General features: G+C 56.4%; 17 protein-coding genes. 6 read left to right on the top strand and 11 right to left on the bottom strand.

All coding sequences use genetic code 11. The annotated features are described in order from the left end of the window. The first annotated feature begins 54 nt into the window (after positions 1 to 54). The 3 genes from AC2FLD_RS08555 to AC2FLD_RS08545 all read left to right on the top strand — a co-directional run bounded on the left by AC2FLD_RS08555 (position 55) and on the right by AC2FLD_RS08545 (position 2,759). A complete protein-coding gene (locus AC2FLD_RS08555; protein WP_496668617.1) occupies positions 55 to 978 on the top strand; it encodes a sulfite exporter TauE/SafE family protein in 924 nt (307 codons plus the stop codon). Between the two features lie 90 nt (positions 979 to 1,068). Beyond that, a complete protein-coding gene (locus AC2FLD_RS08550; protein ID WP_496668616.1) occupies positions 1,069 to 1,989 on the top strand; it encodes a sulfite exporter TauE/SafE family protein in 921 nt (306 codons plus the stop codon). 2 nt (positions 1,990 to 1,991) lie between these two features. After that, on the top strand, positions 1,992 to 2,759 hold the full coding sequence (locus AC2FLD_RS08545) for a TIGR02186 family protein (RefSeq protein WP_050604084.1): 768 nt from the start codon (positions 1,992 to 1,994) through the stop codon (positions 2,757 to 2,759). 3 nt (positions 2,760 to 2,762) lie between these two features. Here AC2FLD_RS08545 and AC2FLD_RS08540 read toward each other — a convergent pair whose 3' ends face one another. The 6 genes from AC2FLD_RS08540 to AC2FLD_RS08515 form a co-directional block, all read right to left on the bottom strand. Then, entirely contained in the window at positions 2,763 to 3,491 is a 729-nt protein-coding gene (locus tag AC2FLD_RS08540) for an SDR family oxidoreductase (protein ID WP_496668615.1), read from the bottom strand. Beyond that, positions 3,488 to 5,020, bottom strand: a complete 1,533-nt coding sequence (locus AC2FLD_RS08535) for an ATP-dependent DNA helicase (protein WP_496668614.1) — start codon at positions 5,018 to 5,020, stop codon at positions 3,488 to 3,490. Before AC2FLD_RS08535 ends, AC2FLD_RS08540 begins: the two co-directional genes overlap by 4 nt. 60 nt (positions 5,021 to 5,080) lie before the next feature. Then, a complete protein-coding gene (locus AC2FLD_RS08530) occupies positions 5,081 to 5,713 on the bottom strand; it encodes an acyl-homoserine-lactone synthase (RefSeq protein ID WP_496668613.1) in 633 nt (210 codons plus the stop codon). A gap of 83 nt (positions 5,714 to 5,796) precedes the next feature. Then, a complete protein-coding gene (locus AC2FLD_RS08525; protein ID WP_050604080.1) occupies positions 5,797 to 6,516 on the bottom strand; it encodes a helix-turn-helix transcriptional regulator in 720 nt (239 codons plus the stop codon). Positions 6,517 to 6,883: 367 nt separating this feature from the next. Then, on the bottom strand, positions 6,884 to 8,167 hold the full coding sequence (ccrA, locus tag AC2FLD_RS08520; RefSeq protein WP_050604079.1) for a crotonyl-CoA carboxylase/reductase: 1,284 nt from the start codon (positions 8,165 to 8,167) through the stop codon (positions 6,884 to 6,886). 136 nt (positions 8,168 to 8,303) lie between these two features. Next, positions 8,304 to 9,668, bottom strand: a complete 1,365-nt coding sequence (locus tag AC2FLD_RS08515; RefSeq protein ID WP_496668612.1) for a 1-acyl-sn-glycerol-3-phosphate acyltransferase — start codon at positions 9,666 to 9,668, stop codon at positions 8,304 to 8,306. 143 nt (positions 9,669 to 9,811) lie between these two features. Here AC2FLD_RS08515 and AC2FLD_RS08510 point away from each other — a divergent pair, with 143 nt between their 5' ends. The 3 genes from AC2FLD_RS08510 to deoD all read left to right on the top strand — a co-directional run bounded on the left by AC2FLD_RS08510 (position 9,812) and on the right by deoD (position 12,948). Then, complete coding sequence (locus AC2FLD_RS08510) at positions 9,812 to 11,779, top strand: protein meaA (RefSeq protein ID WP_496668611.1); 1,968 nt, start codon at positions 9,812 to 9,814, stop codon at positions 11,777 to 11,779. Positions 11,780 to 11,901: 122 nt separating this feature from the next. After that, a complete protein-coding gene (locus AC2FLD_RS08505) occupies positions 11,902 to 12,219 on the top strand; it encodes an H-NS histone family protein (RefSeq protein ID WP_050604076.1) in 318 nt (105 codons plus the stop codon). Between the two features lie 18 nt (positions 12,220 to 12,237). Then, the gene (gene deoD / locus AC2FLD_RS08500; RefSeq protein ID WP_050604075.1) at positions 12,238 to 12,948 is read left to right on the top strand and encodes a purine-nucleoside phosphorylase; all 711 of its coding nucleotides are present in this window, start codon (positions 12,238 to 12,240) and stop codon (positions 12,946 to 12,948) included. Positions 12,949 to 12,981: 33 nt separating this feature from the next. Here deoD and AC2FLD_RS08495 read toward each other — a convergent pair whose 3' ends face one another. The 5 genes from AC2FLD_RS08495 to sdhA form a co-directional block, all read right to left on the bottom strand. Further along, positions 12,982 to 13,845: an urea carboxylase-associated family protein gene (locus tag AC2FLD_RS08495; RefSeq protein ID WP_496668610.1), complete on the bottom strand. Its 864-nt coding sequence runs from the start codon at positions 13,843 to 13,845 to the stop codon at positions 12,982 to 12,984. A 291-nt stretch (positions 13,846 to 14,136) separates the two neighbouring features. After that, entirely contained in the window at positions 14,137 to 14,277 is a 141-nt protein-coding gene (locus tag AC2FLD_RS08490; protein WP_496668609.1) for a hypothetical protein, read from the bottom strand. Between the two features lie 121 nt (positions 14,278 to 14,398). Then, positions 14,399 to 15,178 carry a succinate dehydrogenase iron-sulfur subunit gene (locus tag AC2FLD_RS08485; RefSeq protein ID WP_496668608.1) on the bottom strand — a complete coding sequence of 260 codons (780 nt, stop codon included), beginning with the start codon at positions 15,176 to 15,178 and terminating at the stop codon, positions 14,399 to 14,401. Between the two features lie 31 nt (positions 15,179 to 15,209). Further along, positions 15,210 to 15,836, bottom strand: coding sequence for a sulfotransferase (locus AC2FLD_RS08480; protein WP_496668607.1), 627 nt, complete (start codon positions 15,834 to 15,836; stop codon positions 15,210 to 15,212). Between the two features lie 95 nt (positions 15,837 to 15,931). Beyond that, positions 15,932 to 17,737 (bottom strand): succinate dehydrogenase flavoprotein subunit, encoded by a 1,806-nt coding sequence (gene sdhA / locus AC2FLD_RS08475; protein WP_496668606.1) that lies wholly within the window; start codon positions 17,735 to 17,737, stop codon positions 15,932 to 15,934. Positions 17,738 to 17,745: the final 8 nt, after the last annotated feature.

Here is a 17,745-nt window from a genome sequence, read left to right as displayed (position 1 = left end):
CTGCAGAGCGGCATGCAGAGTTGATTTTGTATGCCGCACCAGCTCTAAGGGGGTATGCACGTCTACCTGCCCATTGCCGAAGTGTCTGTCAGCCCATTCCTGCTGTTGGGGATCGGTGGGCTTGTGGGTGTTTTGTCGGGCATGTTCGGCGTAGGTGGCGGGTTTCTGATAACACCGCTTCTGTTTTTCATTGGCATTCCCCCTGCGGTTGCGGTGGCGACCTCGGCCAATCAGGTCGTTGCATCCTCTTTCTCGGGATTGATGGCGCATCTGAAACGCAAAACCGTAGATCTGAAGATGGGAACGGTGCTGCTGATCGGCGGAGTGTTTGGTGCAGGATTGGGTATGGTGGCCTTCAATTTCCTGAAACATCTGGGTCAGGTCGATTTGGCCGTACAGTTGTGTTACGTCTTCTTTCTTGGCGTCATCGGCACTTTGATGTTCATCGAAAGCTTGTCCGCCATCCGTCGCGCCAAACAGGCAGGCAGAAACCCCGCTCCCAAACGGCGCCAGCGCAATTGGATACATGCGTTGCCGTTCAAAACACGGTTTCGGGCCTCCAGCCTTTACATCTCGGTCATCCCGCCAGTGTTGGTCGGGTTCGGCGTCGGTATTCTGTCGGCGATCATGGGTGTAGGCGGCGGGTTCATCATGGTACCCGCGATGATCTACGTGCTTGGCATCCCGACAAAAGTGGTCATCGGAACATCCTTGTTTCAGATCATTTTTGTGGCCGGGTTCACCACGATGATCCACGCCTCGACCAACTTCAGCGTCGATATCATCCTGGCCGTTCTATTGTTGCTGGGTGGTGTTCTGGGCGCGCAGTTCGGAACGATGATTGGTGCCCGCTTGCGGGCTGAGCAGTTGCGCATTCTGCTGGCGCTTCTTGTCATGAGCGTTGCTATCAAGATCGGCTTTGACCTGCTTGTGCATCCGGATGAGGTCTTCTCGCTCACCGAGCCCGGAGGGGTTTGACCGTGACAAAACGCATCGCGCGGCAACTACCTCTTTTTTATTCAACTTCAATAGGCGACAACGCGTAGAAAAACGCAGAGTGACGGTACCATGTATATATACCTGCCCATAGCCGAAGTTTCGGTGAATGCATTCCTCCTGCTTGGTCTGGGTGGGATGGTTGGCGTTCTGTCCGGGATGTTCGGGGTCGGCGGCGGTTTTCTCATGACGCCGCTTCTGTTCTTCATCGGCATCCCCCCGGCTGTGGCCGTTGCGACCGAGGCCAACCAGATTGTGGCATCGTCCTTTTCCGGTGTTCTGGCGCATTTCCGACGAAAAACCGTGGACCTCAAGATGGGAACGGTGTTGCTGGTCGGGGGTCTTATAGGCGCTGCTTTGGGTGTGGTTGTTTTCAACTACCTCAAACGTCTGGGTCAGGTCGATCTGCTGGTTATGCTGTGTTACGTGGTTTTCCTGGGCGTCATCGGCAGCCTGATGTTCGTCGAAAGCCTCAGGGCACTGCGCAAAGCCAAAAGGGGTGGAGCCGCCCCCGCCAAACGCCGTCAGCGCGGCTGGATTCACGCCCTGCCCTTCAAGATGCGGTTCCGCACATCAGGTCTTTACATCTCGGTCATTCCGCCTGTTTTGGTTGGGCTTTGCGTCGGCGTCTTGTCGGCAATCATGGGTGTTGGCGGCGGCTTTATCATGGTTCCCGCCATGATCTATCTGCTGGGCATGCCTACAAAGGTTGTTGTTGGCACATCGCTGTTTCAAATCATCTTCGTGACAGCCTTCACCACGATGCTTCATGCCACAACCAACTACACGGTCGACGTTGTTCTGGCCGTATTGTTGTTGGTCGGCGGCGTAATTGGTGCGCAGATCGGTACCGTGATTGGCGCGCGGATGCCGGCGGAACAGCTGCGCGTTCTGCTGGCTGCTCTGGTTCTGGTGGTTTGTGGCAAGCTGGCTCTTGATCTGCTTCTACAGCCTGCCGAGCTTTACTCACTTGGAAACGGGGGAGGACACTGAGGATGCTGCGTTCACTCATTGCCGCTTTTTGTCTGTTGTGCCTGCCCGTATCTGCAGCGGAAGAACAGGTTGTTCTGGGTCTTAGCCAGGATCGGGTTGCGATCACGGCGACCTTTGACGGCTCCGAGCTTCTCATTTTCGGTGCCATCAAACGGGAAACCCCTATTCCGCCCGGCCCACCTGTCGAGGTCATCGTCGCGGTCGCCGGCCCTTCTGAGCCGGTCACCGTACGCCGCAAGGAACGAAAGCTGGGGATCTGGGTCAACACCGACAGTGTCCTTGTCGACCTTGCGCCCAGTTTCTATGCCGTCGCCACCAGCGGACCTTTGGATGACATTCTGACTGACACTGAAGATCTGCGCTATCGCGTGTCGATCGAGCGTGCGATCCGCTCTGTTGGTGCTGCGATGCATATCCGCGGAGCGCAGGATTTCGCAGACGCTGTGGTTCGCATCCGCGAAGATGAAAACCTCTATTCCATTCGCGAAGCCACGGTGGCTGTGGACGAACAAACCCTGTTCCGCACCTCAATCGACATGCCCGCCGACCTGACTGAGGGGGACTATACTGCCCGTATTTTCCTGACCCGCAGTGGAGAGGTGGTTTCGCAATACGAGACGACCATTGATGTCCGCAAAGTCGGCCTGGAACGGTTCCTGTACAACATGTCTCGCCAGCAACCCGTCTGGTACGGTTTGATGTCGCTGGTTATCGCGATTGCGGCAGGTTGGGGCGCTTCGACGGCTTTCCGTCTGTTGCGCGACAAGTAACGGTCAACCCCTGCCGATATAAGGCATGGTCGTGGCCATGACGGTCATGAACTGAACATTCGCCTCGGGCGGCAGGGTTGCCATATGCAGGACGGAGCGCGCCGCGTCTTCGACGGCCATGGTCGGGTCTGGCGTGTCCCCCGCCGCCTGCGCGGCCTCCACAAGACCCTGAACCATTTGCGTGCGGGCGTTCCCGATGTCGATCTGCCCGCAGGCTATTCCAAAAGGCCGTCCGTCCAAAGACAAGCTGCGGGTCAGTCCGGTAATCGCGTGTTTTGTAGCCGAATAATGCACAGAGTTCGGGCGCGGAACATGTGCGGCAATCGAGCCATTGTTGATGATCCGCCCACCTTGCGGGTTCTGATGACGCATGATCCGAAAGGCTTCGCGTGCGCACAGGAACATGCCGTTCAGGTTGACACTGACGCTTTGATACCAATCCTCAAGTGCGATTTCGTCAATAGTGCCCCCCGGAGCAAAGATACCGGCGTTGTTGAATAAGACATCCAGACGCCCGACCTCATCCGTAAACTTGCGGAACGCTGTCGTCACAGCCTCGAGGTCAGTTACATCAGCAGGCAAGGATACCGCATTGCCGTGTTTTTGCGCCAGGGCATTCAGCTTATCCGCACTGCGCGCCAACACCCCGACTGTCCATCCTTGGGCCAGGAACAGTTCAGCCGTGGCCAGACCTATACCAGAGCTTGCGCCGGTAACGATGATGGATGTCATGTCTCTTCTGCCTCCAGTGTCAGTGACGCCGCAGGAACCGCCCGCAAGTCATCCACCTGCAACGGGTACGTTGGTTTCGACAACCGGTTGCGCACAACCCAGATCAGCCGCTCTTGCGCGCGGGTGATCGCCACGTAAGCCAAACGTTTCCATAAGGGCTGGCCGGCCTCAGTCCGGCCCATTCGGGCTGCGGCATAGATATCCGGCGCAAAGACCTGAACCGTATCCCATTGCGATCCTTGCGCCTTGTGAATCGTCACCGCCGCACCGTGCAGAAACGTCGCGCCCATACGCGCAGCAAAAGGAATGAACGGTTCTTCCTCATCTGGCTTCTCGATCTGAACAATCGACGCCGCGCTGACCTGAGGGTCTTCAGCCCCCATAACATGCAACCGCGAGAATCCCGGCTTTCGCCCCGGCCCCAGATACACGACCTGAGCCCCCTTGATCAGTCCGCGCGCCTCAAGATCCAGACGTTTCTTGCGATGTTTCAACGGCAATTCGAGCCCGTCACAAATCAGCGGCTCTCCCTCCAACAGCTCCGTCTCTGGTGCGCCATGGACGTTCCTGAACGCCTGAATCAGACGAATGCGCGTGGCGTTGCGCCAGACCAGAACCGGGCTGCGCGCCATCAGGTCGACCTCGACCCGCTGCCCCCAGACCACCCGGTCGTCGCGGCGGGCTATCTCTTCGACCAAACGTTCGAAATCTTCAAACCCCATCGCCGGATCAGCCAAAGCATGGGCCAGATCGAGGATTGGATTGTCCGCATCCTGCCTGTGAACCCGTTCAAGGGTCAGCTTCCGGGGTTTGGGCAATGCCTCAAACACCATGCTGCCTGATTGATTTACCGGTGCCAGCTGTGCCGGGTCACCAAACAACAGAAGAGTTGCGAAAATCTCTTTCAGATCCTCGAACTGACGGTCGTCCAGCATCGACGCTTCATCGACAAATCCGATGTCCAAAGGTTCTTCGCGGCGTTTCCACCCCGTGATGAAATCCGATCCCCGCAAACCGGCCGCGGCCAGTGCTCCCGGGATGGATTTGTTGTTTTCGTAAAACGCCGCGGCCCGATCCAGGGCTTCATCTGTCAGCCCTTCGATCTCGGGGCGTTCATCGTTGCCCGCCAGCCATTCGGCAATGCGCTCGTATTCCGGGTCATAAACCGGCGTATAGAGAATGCGGTGAATTGTAGTGGCAGGCACGCCACGCAGTCGCAGAACGCTTGCAGCCTTGTTTGTGGGGGCCAGAATGGCAAGGCTGCGCTTGTCCCTGGACTTGCGACTTTCATAGTCACCGGACACGATCTGCACCCCGGTCTCTGCCAGCGCTTTGTACAGTTCAGCCAACAGCAGGGTTTTACCTGAACCGGCCTTACCGATTACGGCCATTACGCCGGATTTCCCTGCCCCCGGCAGCTTGAGTAGGGCGTCATCTTCCAGATCGACACCCGCTGATCTCAGCATCTCGGCGATGCTGTCAAATGCGGCGGCCTGGTCATCCGAGAAGGTTACATTTTGCAAAGACATGGCGCGACCCTACAGGGCCGCGCCGACCATCACCAGATGTGGAATGGCGTTTTCAACTGCTTACGCGGACAAGGCAAACCGGTGCTGTTTTTTGGGCCCAAACGCTGTGTTGAACCACAGGCGCGAAAGCTCGCGCGGGATACCAGCGCGTTCCGCCACGCGATTGCAGTCATCCGCCGAATAGGGCCACAACCCGATCGAGACCTGATCCCGTCCTCTGCCCTGGGTGCCCAGAACCTCGGGGGACGAGCCAATCAGACGACAGATACGGATCATACGCGCATCAAAGACACCGGCGATATGGGTCAGGCCAAAACCTTCCATCATTTCGCCGCCGCTCAGCATAATGGCTCCGGCCGTATGTGGACCTGCGTTGCGTGACAGGCAGAACCGGGTCACTTCCCAGATCAGCGGGCTGTAAATGGGTTTGCCACCGTTAAGATGACCGAATATCTCGTTGATCATCACCCGGCCCGTTGTGGGCAGAACCCCCATTGACCCGCCATGACTGCCGTCCGGCTCTTCCCAAATGACATAGAGCGGGTTGAGCGCATCATGCTCATCCCGCTCTTCCCCCTGTTCATTGACATCCCACCCCAGCCGGGTTTTGAACTGATCCGCACGATCCTTGAACATCCCTTCCGCCAGAGTTGGAAATCTGTACAACTGATCGGCATATAAATAACGCAACATGACTTGTTCCCCTTGTCGTCCTGTGCAGGAACGAAGGGGGTACAGAGTCGTGGTTAATATTGCGTGTGGAAGGCGCACTCGCCTTAAACGACTATTAATCCTCGGCTGAGCGCAGTTGCGATGGCATGGGTGGTGTTATGGGCACCCAATTTGGACCGGGCGCTTTCGATATAGACACGCAGCGTATGCTCTGAAATCGACAGAGAATGCGCCACTTGTGCCCGGCTGTAGCCCAAAGCCAAAAGGGTGATCGCGTCAATTTCCCGTGGTGACAGATTGCGTGCGGAATCCGGTTGCCTGTCTTTTTCGAATTCAAGCGCTTTGCGATTGATGTAATGCGCAACCAGAATTAACTCCCGCCCGTACGTTGAAATAAAGCGTTGCCAGGTCTGATCATCGCAACTGTGGTTTACAGTGAACAGGGCAAACTGCCCGTTCGGGCCCCTGATCGGAATGGAATAGCCCTGATTGCCAACACCGTGGCTTCTGGCATCTTCGAGAAAGGATTTTGCGATCCTGCTCGACCAGTCCAGAGATTTCCAGTCGACCGGATGAAATCTTTGGAAGCATCCAAGAATAACCGGGTCAATACGATGGTAATTCTTGTTTCGGTAGCGCTCGTCCCAGGCATCTGAATAGGTGGTGTAGCCGTATTGATCGCCAGCGCCATCGACCCAGTGATAGGTCAAATGTTCGACCTGCAGAATACCCCGCAATCGCTCTGCAACATTGCTGAGTTCTTCAAGCGTGTTGGTGTTTTCCAAATCCTGAAGGATCTGACCCAATTCGACTTCTGTTCCCATCCGCGGGCGCTTGTGCCTCGTTCTTCAGGGACGCAATCTCGGCCGCTGCGATCAATCTTGTGTCATCAAGCTGCTCGGCAAGCGCGCTCAACCCGTTCGCAACGGCGAAAGCATTGAGGTCCGACAGTACGTCCAATATCCACTCATTCTGCGCCATTAGGGTCTCTCTGAAACAGTTAACGAAGCGTTAACACAACCATAGCATGTATGATCTTTTTCGACCTATTCACCGGTTTCTACTCCCCAAAAATAGCGGGGGAGGAAAATGTAAGTGTTTGAAAGTTCGAAAGGCTTTGTCGAAACGTAATACACCCGCGAACCGGACAGGCGATTCGCGGGTGTTTTTTGTCTACGACCCAAAGGGTGATCAGCCTGCGTCGAGAACCTCTTCCAAGGTCCGCAGGCCAGTGCGGGGCGCTTGAACAAGGACAGACATATTGCCCGGCTTGTGTTCGTTCCGCAGCATCTTCATGTGGGCCTCGGGCAGATCGTTCCAGGTGAACACTTCGGACATGCAGGGGTCCAGACGACGCTCGACCATCAGCTTGTTTGCGGCAGCCGCCTGTTTCAGGTGGGCAAAGTGCGAACCTTGCAGGCGCTTTTGGTGCATCCACATGTAGCGCACGTCAAAGGTGCAGTTGAAGCCGGTGGTCCCGGCGCAGATCACAACCATGCCACCTTTTTTGACAACAAACGTCGAAACAGGGAACGTGCTTTCACCGGGGTGTTCAAACACCATATCCACGTTGTTGCCTTTGCCGGTAATGTCCCAGATCGCCTTGCCAAACTTGCGGGCTTCTCTGAACCATTCGGCATATTCCGGGGTGTTTACCGTGGGCAATTGACCCCAGCAGTTAAAGTCCTTTCGGTTCAGTACACCCTTGGCGCCCAGCCCCATGACGAAGTCACGCTTGCTTTCGTCCGAGATCACGCCAATTGCATTTGCACCGGCCGTATTGATCAGTTGGATCGCATATGAACCCAGACCGCCCGACGCACCCCAAACCAGAACGTTCTGACCCGGCTTCAGATCGTGAGGTTCATGACCAAATAGCATCCGGTATGCGGTGGCCAGCGTCAGCGTGTAGCACGCCGCTTCTTCCCAAGTCAGATGCTTGGGGCGCGGCATCAGCTGTTGTGCCTGAACGCGGGTAAACTGGCTGAACGATCCGTCCGGCGTCTCGTACCCCCAAATCCGCTGGCTGGGAGAGTACATCGGATCGCCACCGTTGCATTCCTCGTCATCGCCATCGTCTTGGTTGCAGTGAATGACCACCTCATCCCCCACTTTCCAGCGCTTCACCTTGTCGCCAACGGCCCAGACAATGCCCGACGCGTCTGAACCGGCGATGTGATAGGGGGCTTTGTGGCCATCAAACGGGCTGATCGGCTGTCCCAGGGCGGCCCAGACACCATTATAGTTGACGCCGGCCGCCATCACCAGAACCAGCACCTCGTTACTGTCCAGTTCGGGTACGTCGACCACTTCTTGCTGCATTGCAGTGTTCGGCTCGCCATGGCGTTCCTTACGGATAGCCCAAGCATACATCTGCTTGGGGACAAATCCCATCGGAGGGATCTCACCCATTTCATAGAGGTCCTTTTCGGGTGCCTCGTACGACGCGATACCGCTTTCGGTGTCCAAAGCCATGCTGGCCTCCTATTCTCAATATCATTGCCGCAACGCAGAATCGCGCGCTTCACAAACTGAGATATTGGTCGATGGGTAATAATGCAACTGTTTTTGGCCAACATTTGTAATTTTATGACCCTGCAAATGCAGAAAGTTATTTCGCAGCCGCAGTATTTCCAGATTTCTCATGGATGGGAACCGAGGCTGCATAATAGTCCAACAGATCCTCACGTTGACCTGAAAAGGCCAGATTGCCCCTTTCCCGGCTTAAGATCCTGCGCTCGACCAACTGATTCAGGGCATTATCGACCGCCGCTTCGTCTCCGTCTGATGCATGACCACCTTCAGCCAACATGGACAGTATTTGGGATCGTACGGCTTCTTCAGGTAAAGACCCGTTTTCCTGCAACAACCGGCACGCTGCCGGTGCCGGAACTGGCGGGATGGCCTGACCAATGCGTTGCATCAATTCTCGGGCGAGGTCAGTCATGACATCGTCATCGCTGACAGCGCGAAATTCCTTGAGTGAAATCGGAACCCCATATCGCACCGAGGCGACGCCAAATCGCTTGTACCGCCCAATCAGACGTCGCCAGAGCTGCTTGAGAACCCAGCGCGAGATTACCCCGATCCGAGCACGGAACCGGCGCTCAGAGCCCAAGGCGGCGCGAGTCAGGATCGTATCTTCAAGCACCCGATCGTAGTTCAGCGCCACAGGAACAAAAACGACATCGCGCCCGTCGATCGAAGTTCCATCCATAATGTATTTCAGCAAACCAAGCTTGGGACGACCCAACGCGCCGGTCAGGCTTAAACCGCCTTCCGGGAACATGGCTTGCGTCACACCAGCTTCGGTCGCGTGGCGCACATAACAGGACAGAACCTGCCGGTAGAGCTCGCTGCCCGATTTGCGCCGAATGAAGTACGCCCCCATCGCACGGATCAAACGGCTAAGCGGCCAAACGCGCGCCCATTCTCCGACGGCATAAGACAAGGCCGACTGCTGTGCTGCCAGATAGGTGACAAGCACATAGTCCATATTGCTGCGATGGTTCATCACAAATACCACGGTCGCATCAGGGTCGATGTTTTTTATCGCAGCCTCGTCTTTATAACTGAGTCGGACCTCGTAAAACGTATTGCTCAGCAGGCGAGCCAGACGGATAGCAAAGCTGAAATATGCAAAGGCTGAAAACGACGGAACAATTTCGCGCGCATAGCGGCGCGCCTTTTCAGAGGCCACCGCTTCGGGAACGCCTTCGTCCCGCGCGTGTTGCTGAACGGCCTGGCCGACCTGTGGATCGTAAATCAACCGCTGGATCATGTCGTGTCGCCGCGCCAACTTGAACGGCTGAATGGGACGTTGAAGCCTTTGATTGAGGCGTGAAACGGCCCGTTCCAGCCTACGGCGAAAAAACCAGCGCACCGAAGGGAACAGGAAATGCGAAGCAAAAGTGACCATGGCAAAGACCACGATCAGCAGGAAAAGCCAAAGCGGAAGTTCCACGGTTTGCGTCATGGCCGCACATTGCCATCAATCGCAACCGCTCACAATCTGAACAATCATACGATGCCGCAACGCAGCGAATTGACATGTCCCGAAAATTGCGATTTAGAGCTTCAAGACGTAATTTTATTGCCCACCGAAACACGAGGCCCGCTATGACGCAGACGCAGAAAGATCGCCCCTGGCTCATCCGAACCTATGCCGGTCATTCCACGGCCAAAGCCTCGAACGCGCTTTATCGGGGGAATCTGGCGAAAGGGCAAACCGGCTTGTCCGTGGCCTTCGATCTGCCGACGCAAACAGGTTATGACAGCGACCACACATTGGCACGCGGTGAAGTCGGCAAGGTGGGTGTACCGGTTTGCCATCTGGGCGACATGCGGGTTCTGTTCGACCAGATTCCGCTGGAGCAGATGAACACCTCGATGACCATCAACGCCACTGCCCCATGGCTTTTGGCGCTTTATATCGCCGTCGCGGAAGAGCAAGGCGCAGATGTGTCGCAACTGCAGGGCACGGTGCAAAATGATCTGATCAAAGAATACCTGAGCCGCGGCACCTATGTTTGCCCGCCCAAACCTTCGCTGAAGATGATCGCGGACGTGGCCGAGTATTGCTATACCAACGTTCCCAAGTGGAACCCAATGAATGTGTGCTCGTACCACCTGCAAGAAGCGGGCGCGACACCAGAACAGGAACTGGCATACGCGTTGGCCACCGCCATCGCTGTGTTGGACGAATTGCGCCCGCGCGTTCCGGCAGAGGATTTCCCAGCCCTGTGCGGCCGGATTTCGTTTTTCGTAAACGCAGGCATCCGCTTTGTCACCGAAATGTGCAAGATGCGCGCCTTTGTCGACCTTTGGGATGAGATTCTGCAACAACGCTATGGTATCGAGAATCCGAAATTCCGTCGATTCCGCTATGGTGTACAGGTGAACTCGTTGGGTCTGACCGAACAGCAGCCTGAAAACAACGTCTATCGCATCCTGATCGAGATGCTGGCCGTGACGCTATCAAAAAACGCGCGCGCGCGCGCGGTGCAGTTGCCCGCGTGGAACGAGGCGCTTGGCCTGCCGCGCCCGTGGGATCAACAATGGTCGATGCGGATGCAGCAAATTCTGGCCTATGAGACTGACCTGCTGGAATTCGATGATCTGTTCGACGGCAACCCTGCAGTCGATGCCAAAGTCGAAGACCTTAAAACAGGCGCGCGTGCCGAGCTGGCGAACCTAGACTCGATGGGCGGCGCTGTGGCCTCGATCGGGTATATGAAATCTCGCTTGGTGGAGTCCAACGCAGAACGGCTGAACCGTATCGAACGCAATGAAACCGTCGTTGTTGGCGTTAACAAATGGATCGAAGGTGAGCCATCCCCCTTGCAGACCGAAGATGGCGGCATCATGGTTGTCGATCCAGCCGTGGAACAGGAACAGATCGACCGCCTGAACGTCTGGCGTGCCGATCGGGACGACTCGGCTGTTGCAGCAGCTCTGGCTGCGCTGCGTGAAGCCGCACAGGCCGGGGCCAACGTGATGGAGCCGTCCATTGCGGCCGCCAAAGCGGGCGCCACCACAGGCGAATGGGCGGAAGAGATGCGCAAGGTCTATGGCACCTATCGCGGCCCTACTGGCGTTTCGGGCTCGGTTTCAAACAAGACCGAAGGGCTGGACGATCTGCGTGCCGCTGTCGACGCGGTCAGTGACACATTGGGCCGCCGCCTGAAATTCCTTGTCGGTAAGCCGGGGCTGGACGGCCATTCCAACGGCGCCGAACAGATTGCCTTCCGCGCCCGCGATTGCGGTATGGATATCAGCTATGAGGGTATCCGCCTGACCCCAGAGGAAATCGTGGACGCAGCACGCGAAGACGATGCGCATGTGATTGGCTTGTCTATACTGTCCGGCAGCCACCTGCCGCTGGTCGAAGAGGTTTTGGCGCGCCTGCAAAAAGCAGGGCTGTCCCATATACCAGTTGTTGTTGGCGGAATTATTCCCGATGAAGATGCCGAAAAATTGAAAGCCATGGGTGTGGCCAAGGTTTATACTCCGAAAAATTTCGAATTGAACGCAATCATGGGCGATATCGTCGTTTTGGCAGACCCGAAAACACTTGCTGCTGAATAATTGAAGCGCCTGCGTCTTATTCCCGTTTCTATCCATTAGGGATTGGGGATGGAATAAACCGGCATTTGGAATTACGGTGCGCGCCGATACGCACCGTAATTAAGTTTGCTCGGAGAAGAATAATGGGGATCAATCTGGAAGAGATGTCACGAAAAGAGCTGTTGGCTTTACGTAACGACATCGACAAAGCGCTTGTTAGCGCCGAAAAACGCGATCGTCAGGACGCGCTGAAGGCGGCCGAAAAAGCCGTCGCAGAGTTTGGTTTTTCGCTGTCTGAGTTGTCCACCGACGCACCACGCAGTGGAAAAGCGCCGAAAACCAAAGCCAAATATCGCAACCCGTCGAACCCGGACCAGACGTGGTCAGGCCGTGGCCGTAAACCTCAATGGGTGCATGATGCCCTAAAGGCGGGTGCCGATATTTCTAAACTGGAAATTTGATCTAGGTAACTTGAGCAAATGACCATTCACATTGGCGCCGAACAAGGCGAAATCGCGGAAACCGTTCTATTGCCCGGAGATCCTTATCGGGCAAAATGGGCCGCTGAAACGTTTTTGACCGATGTAAAACAGGTCAATGACGTTCGAGGAATGCTTGGCTTTACCGGAAATTGGAAAGGAAACCCTGTTACAATTCAGGGCAGTGGCATGGGAATGCCTTCTCTTTCCATTTACGTGAACGAGCTGATCCGCGATTACGGTGCAAAAACCCTGATCCGTATCGGTTCATGTGGTGGAATGCAGGACAGTGTCAAACTGCGCGAGGTCATTCTGGCGATGACTTCTACCACGCTGAACACACCGTCCAGCGGCATCATGAAAGAGCTGAACTTTGCCCCCTGCGCTGACTGGGACTTGTTGCAGGCTGCGGCAGTGGCAGCAGCGGCAAAGGGAACACCGACCCATATTGGTGGAATCTACTCATCCGACGTCTTTTATGACGAGCGGCCGGATCTGAACGAACAGATGGTGCGTCACGGCATTCTGGGCGTCGAGATGGAAGCCGCGGAACTGTATATACTGGCGGCACGCCACAAATGCAGGGCTTTGGCCGTACTCACGGTTTCCGATCACCTTCTGACAGGAGAAGCTCTGCCTTCGTCCGAACGCCAGAGCAGTTTTGGTGACATGGTGGAAATTGCGCTTCAGGCGGCTTTCCCGAACAGCTGACAAAAGACAGGTACCGCTCGGTGCCTGTCAGTTTTATCGCCCGTGCGTGCGATTATACCCGTTGCGCGCCGGGCTTTCCCGCCCCTTCAAATCACCTTCGACAGGGGCGAAGGTTTCGACCAACAGCGGGAAACAGGCCGCCGTGTCCGATGAATGTTCGGACGAACAATCCCCGCCCGGGCAAGCGCTCAGATTGCCCAGCAGATCAATCTCGGCAAAGAACTCAAGAAAGTCACCGGGGCGCACGGGTGAGGCTTTCATGAAATACTGACCAGTGTCACGGGTGAACCCCGTGCACATAAAGACATTCAGAACATCGTGCACCGCAGGTTCGGCTTCGGCCAGTGGAAGATCCAGATGGTCTGCAAGCGCGCGGGTCAGATTTGAATGGCAGCAATGATGATATTGCGTGCCCGACAACAGATTGCCTGTATATGGATCGCATCGCGTACCGATCACGTCGTGAACCGACCCACCAAAAGGATCAATCCCGTACCATTCCAGCGTGTCTGCAATGATCGTGGCCATCGGACGCAGGTGGGGAAAGCTGGACCACATCCGCTCGCCTGTGGTCAGATGCGTTCCATGTAAAGCGCGGGTTTTCCCGGAATAGAACCGTTCGGACAAGTCATTTAGGTTCCACAGGTTCAAATCACCGACCTGTGGCCCTTCGACTGACGTGATACGAAAGAAGTGTCCAGCGGGCACCTCAAAACAGCGCGCATCGCGCGGAGGAATCAGGACTTCGCCAGTTTTTACCGCACGTTGGCGAACGGATCGCATCCGTGAAACATCGGGACGCGGCAAGGCATCGTTCGGATAGCAGATGACAGGGGCCACTGCGCGACGCGCTTCGGCATCTTCGGGCGGGCGGGTAGTGGTCTCAATATTGGTCATGCGACGCAGATTGACGCATAACTCTGTCGGCGAAAAGGCATGACTTTCACGCGTCACGTGCCTTCAAACATCGCAGAGGTTGGCTTTGGGCCGTGATTTGGGCACCGCAGTAGCTGCACCGCCAAACACCATGGCTTTTGTCTTGTCGCCACCGACACTCACGCGTAAGCGCAGAATGGCGCGCGCGCCAGAAAAAATAGGCGAACACTCCGGCCGCCAGAATAAGCAGAAGAACAGGCATTCCTCTGCTTTGCTGATTAACGGACGCTTTTCAAGTGCCGCAGCCCGTTATCAGGCCGCGTTTGCGTATTCGAACAGCTCGGGTTCCTTGTCGGCCTGAACCGGCTCTGGCGTGTAATAAGCCCATGCCTGTTCAAGCAGTTTCAGTGCTTCTTGGGCGTCGACTTTCTGGTTGGATGTCGCTGTGCTCATTGGAGTGATCCTGACTTAATCTCATCACTCCTCCCTGACCAAAAAATAAGGCAACACAGCCGGGGCTGCATCGCCTAATTTTGCAAGTTGGACATGCGCTTATCGCAAACCGACTTCGCGCTTAAACTGCGCGTTCGACCATCATCTTCTTGATTGCAGCAATCGCCTTGGCCGGGTTCAGACCCTTCGGGCAGGTCTTAGCGCAGTTCATGATGGTGTGACAGCGATAGAGCTTGAACGGATCTTCCAGCTCGTCCAGACGCTCACCCGTGGCTTCATCCCGGCTGTCGATGATCCAGCGATAAGCGTGCAGCAACGCGGCGGGGCCAAGATACCGATCGCCGTTCCACCAGTAGCTGGGGCACGAGGTCGAGCAGCTGGCACACATCACGCATTCATACAGACCATCCAGCTTTTTGCGGTCCTCAATCGACTGCTTCCATTCCTTCGCAGGGCGGTTGGTCTTGGTTTCCAGCCACGGCATGATCGACGCATGTTGAGCATAGAAATGGGTCAGATCAGGGATCAGGTCCTTGACCACCGGCATATGCGGCAGCGGATAGATTTTCACGTCGCCCTTGATCTCATCCATGCCATAGATACAGGCCAGCGTGTTGATCCCATCGATGTTCATCGCACAAGAGCCACAGATGCCTTCGCGGCAAGACCGGCGGAATGTCAACGTCGGATCGATCTCGTTCTTGATCTTGATCAGAGCGTCCAGAACCATCGGACCGCACGTGTCCATATCGACGAAATACGTGTCGACGCGCGGGTTTTGTCCGTCATCGGGATTCCAGCGATAGATCTGGAACTTGCGCACATTCTTGGCGCCGTCCGGCTTGGGCCAGGTCTTGCCGGTGGTAATCCGGGAATTCTTGGGCAGGGTCAGTTGAACCATGTCAATTCTCCATTCAGCACAAGGCCGCCTTTCAGCCTGTCCGGGCGTTCTGGGACGCCCCTCGATTGTAATGCCCCCAATGGGCGATGTTCACGTCAAAATCCGGCGAGAGCCAGTCCGCAACGCTTTGCGGGTCATCTTTGTCGATATCATAGCGCAGGAAACGGGGATTTCCGTCGAAATAGGCTCCGACCTCGGCGTGGTGCACATCGTACATATACGCCCAGCCTTGTTTCACCTCATCCGCTGTCAGGCCATTGGCCTTGCAGCATCGTTCCAGATAGCCACCGCCGGAATGGCTGGCCCGTGAGTTGATCCATTCCTCGCGATTACGTGTGTTCAGCAAAAAGTAGGCGTCCGGGTAAGCCGCGTGAAGTTCACGAAAGAACCGTGCACCGTCCAGCACGAAGCGCGAATTGACAAAGGCGATGTCGGTGAAAGCCCGAACCACACCGAACCCATCCAAGGGCCTACGCCCCATGGCAATATTGGTCATCATGCGATGTGCTAGGTTTTGGCCTTGCTCATCTTCCCAATGCACGGACGGGATTCCGCTGTTTTGGAACAGCTTGTGAAACGAGGTCGTCGCACAGCGGTTCAAACCGATCAGGATGATCTTGGGGTCGCTTGACCCCGATTTCAGAACTTCGACCGTCATGACAAGCACCAAGCACACGTCATCTGCAGGCTGATCGCCAACGTCAGGGTCGTGGGAATTTGGCGCTTGCACTGCATTGCGAGTTTTCCCAGCCCTTAGAACGTCCGCGCTTTGGGCGCGATCTTCTGCAGGCTGATACCGCCCTGGTCTTCGGTCGTCAGCGGATCAACGATGACCGGGCGATAGCTGAGGTCAACTGCGCCGCCCTCAACCCGGCTGACCGTATGCACCCGCCAGTTTTCATCATCACGCTCGCTGAAGTCCTCATGCGCATGGGCACCACGGGATTCCTTGCGGGCTTCAGCACCGACGATAGTGGCCAGCGCATTGGGCATCAGGTTCGTCAGTTCCAGCGTTTCCATCAGATCACTGTTCCAAACCAACGAGCGGTCGGTGACTTGCAAATCATCCATCTTGGCAGCAATCGCGGTCATCTTTTCGACGCCCTCGGCCATGGTTTTGGCGGTACGGAATACGGCTGCGTCCGCCTGCATGGTTTTCTGCATCTCCAGCCGAAGTTCTGCGGTCGGGACTGAACCACTGGCGTTGCGAACCGCATCGAACCGGTCAAAGGCTTTGTCGACCGACGCTTGGTTCAGAACCGGGTTGGCAGCTTCGGCATCCACGACTTTACCAGCCCGGATTGCAGCCGCCCGGCCAAACACCACGAGGTCGATCAGCGAGTTCGACCCCAGACGGTTTGCGCCGTGGACTGAGGCACAACCGGCTTCACCAACAGCCATCAGGCCGGGGACAACGGCCGTCGGGTCATCGGCAGTCGGGTTCAGAACCTCACCCCAATAGTTGGTCGGAATACCGCCCATGTTGTAATGCACCGTCGGCAAAACCGGGATGGGTTCCTTGGTGACGTCCACGCCTGCGAAAATCTTGGCGCTTTCCGAGATGCCGGGCAGACGCTCGGCCAAAGCCTCGGCAGGCAGGTGCGACAGGTTCAGGTGGATGTGATCCCCTTCCGCCCCGACACCGCGGCCTTCACGGATCTCCATCGTCATCGAACGCGAGACATAGTCACGCGGCGCGAGGTCCTTGTACTGGGGCGCATAACGCTCCATGAACCGCTCGCCTTCCGAGTTGGTCAGATAGCCGCCCTCGCCGCGTGCACCTTCGGTGATCAGGCAGCCCGAACCGTAGATACCAGTTGGGTGGAACTGCACAAACTCCATGTCTTGCAGCGCAAGGCCGGCACGCGCCACCATACCGCCACCGTCGCCGGTGCATGTATGGGCCGAGGTTGCGCTGAAATACGCACGACCATAACCACCGGTCGCGAGCACCACCATCTTAGCGTTGAAAACATGCATCGTGCCGTCGTCCAATTTCCAGCAGACGACGCCCTGACATTCACCATCATCGGACATGATCAGGTCAATGGCGAAATATTCGACATAGAACTCAGCATTGTTCTTGAGAGACTGACCATACAGCGTGTGCAAGATCGCGTGGCCGGTCCGGTCCGCCGCAGCGCAGGTTCTCTGCACGGCTGGGCCTTCACCGAATTCAGTGGTGTGGCCGCCGAATGGACGCTGATAGATCTTGCCTTCTTCGGTACGGCTGAACGGAACCCCATAATGTTCCAACTCGTAAACCGCCTTGGGCGCCTCGCGCGCCAGGTATTCCATCGCGTCGGTGTCGCCCAGCCAGTCCGAGCCCTTGACGGTGTCATACATGTGCCACTGCCAGGTGTCTGGACCCATGTTCGATAGCGATGCGGCGATGCCGCCCTGCGCTGCCACAGTATGAGAGCGGGTCGGGAATACCTTGGTCACACAGGCCGTGCGCAAACCTTGCTCTGCCATGCCCAAAGTCGCCCGCAGACCGGCCCCACCGGCGCCGACAACGACCACGTCATAATCATGCGTTTCGTATTCGTATGCAGCCATTTCTTTCA

The sequence above is a fragment of the Ruegeria sp. CDSA021 genome (genome assembly GCF_059612325.1).
The sequence above is the reverse complement of the archived record's forward strand: the minus strand, read 5'-3'. Positions and strand labels throughout refer to the sequence as shown.

Bases quoted from the DNA above. Each gene is read 5' to 3' on its own strand.
- AC2FLD_RS08555 (WP_496668617.1), top strand. From the start codon at position 55: ATGCACGTCTACCTGCCCATTGCCGAAGTGTCTGTCAGCCCATTCCTG.
- AC2FLD_RS08550 (WP_496668616.1), top strand. From the start codon at position 1,069: ATGTATATATACCTGCCCATAGCCGAAGTTTCGGTGAATGCATTCCTC.
- AC2FLD_RS08545 (WP_050604084.1), top strand. From the start codon at position 1,992: ATGCTGCGTTCACTCATTGCCGCTTTTTGTCTGTTGTGCCTGCCCGTA.
- AC2FLD_RS08540 (WP_496668615.1), bottom strand. From the start codon at position 3,491: ATGACATCCATCATCGTTACCGGCGCAAGCTCTGGTATAGGTCTGGCC.
- AC2FLD_RS08535 (WP_496668614.1), bottom strand. From the start codon at position 5,020: ATGTCTTTGCAAAATGTAACCTTCTCGGATGACCAGGCCGCCGCATTT.
- AC2FLD_RS08530 (WP_496668613.1), bottom strand. From the start codon at position 5,713: ATGTTGCGTTATTTATATGCCGATCAGTTGTACAGATTTCCAACTCTG.
- AC2FLD_RS08525 (WP_050604080.1), bottom strand. From the start codon at position 6,516: ATGGGAACAGAAGTCGAATTGGGTCAGATCCTTCAGGATTTGGAAAAC.
- ccrA (WP_050604079.1), bottom strand. From the start codon at position 8,167: ATGGCTTTGGACACCGAAAGCGGTATCGCGTCGTACGAGGCACCCGAA.
- AC2FLD_RS08515 (WP_496668612.1), bottom strand. From the start codon at position 9,668: ATGACGCAAACCGTGGAACTTCCGCTTTGGCTTTTCCTGCTGATCGTG.
- AC2FLD_RS08510 (WP_496668611.1), top strand. From the start codon at position 9,812: ATGACGCAGACGCAGAAAGATCGCCCCTGGCTCATCCGAACCTATGCC.
- AC2FLD_RS08505 (WP_050604076.1), top strand. From the start codon at position 11,902: ATGGGGATCAATCTGGAAGAGATGTCACGAAAAGAGCTGTTGGCTTTA.
- deoD (WP_050604075.1), top strand. From the start codon at position 12,238: ATGACCATTCACATTGGCGCCGAACAAGGCGAAATCGCGGAAACCGTT.
- AC2FLD_RS08495 (WP_496668610.1), bottom strand. From the start codon at position 13,845: ATGACCAATATTGAGACCACTACCCGCCCGCCCGAAGATGCCGAAGCG.
- AC2FLD_RS08490 (WP_496668609.1), bottom strand. From the start codon at position 14,277: ATGAGCACAGCGACATCCAACCAGAAAGTCGACGCCCAAGAAGCACTG.
- AC2FLD_RS08485 (WP_496668608.1), bottom strand. From the start codon at position 15,178: ATGGTTCAACTGACCCTGCCCAAGAATTCCCGGATTACCACCGGCAAG.
- AC2FLD_RS08480 (WP_496668607.1), bottom strand. From the start codon at position 15,836: ATGACGGTCGAAGTTCTGAAATCGGGGTCAAGCGACCCCAAGATCATC.
- sdhA (WP_496668606.1), bottom strand. From the start codon at position 17,737: ATGGCTGCATACGAATACGAAACGCATGATTATGACGTGGTCGTTGTC.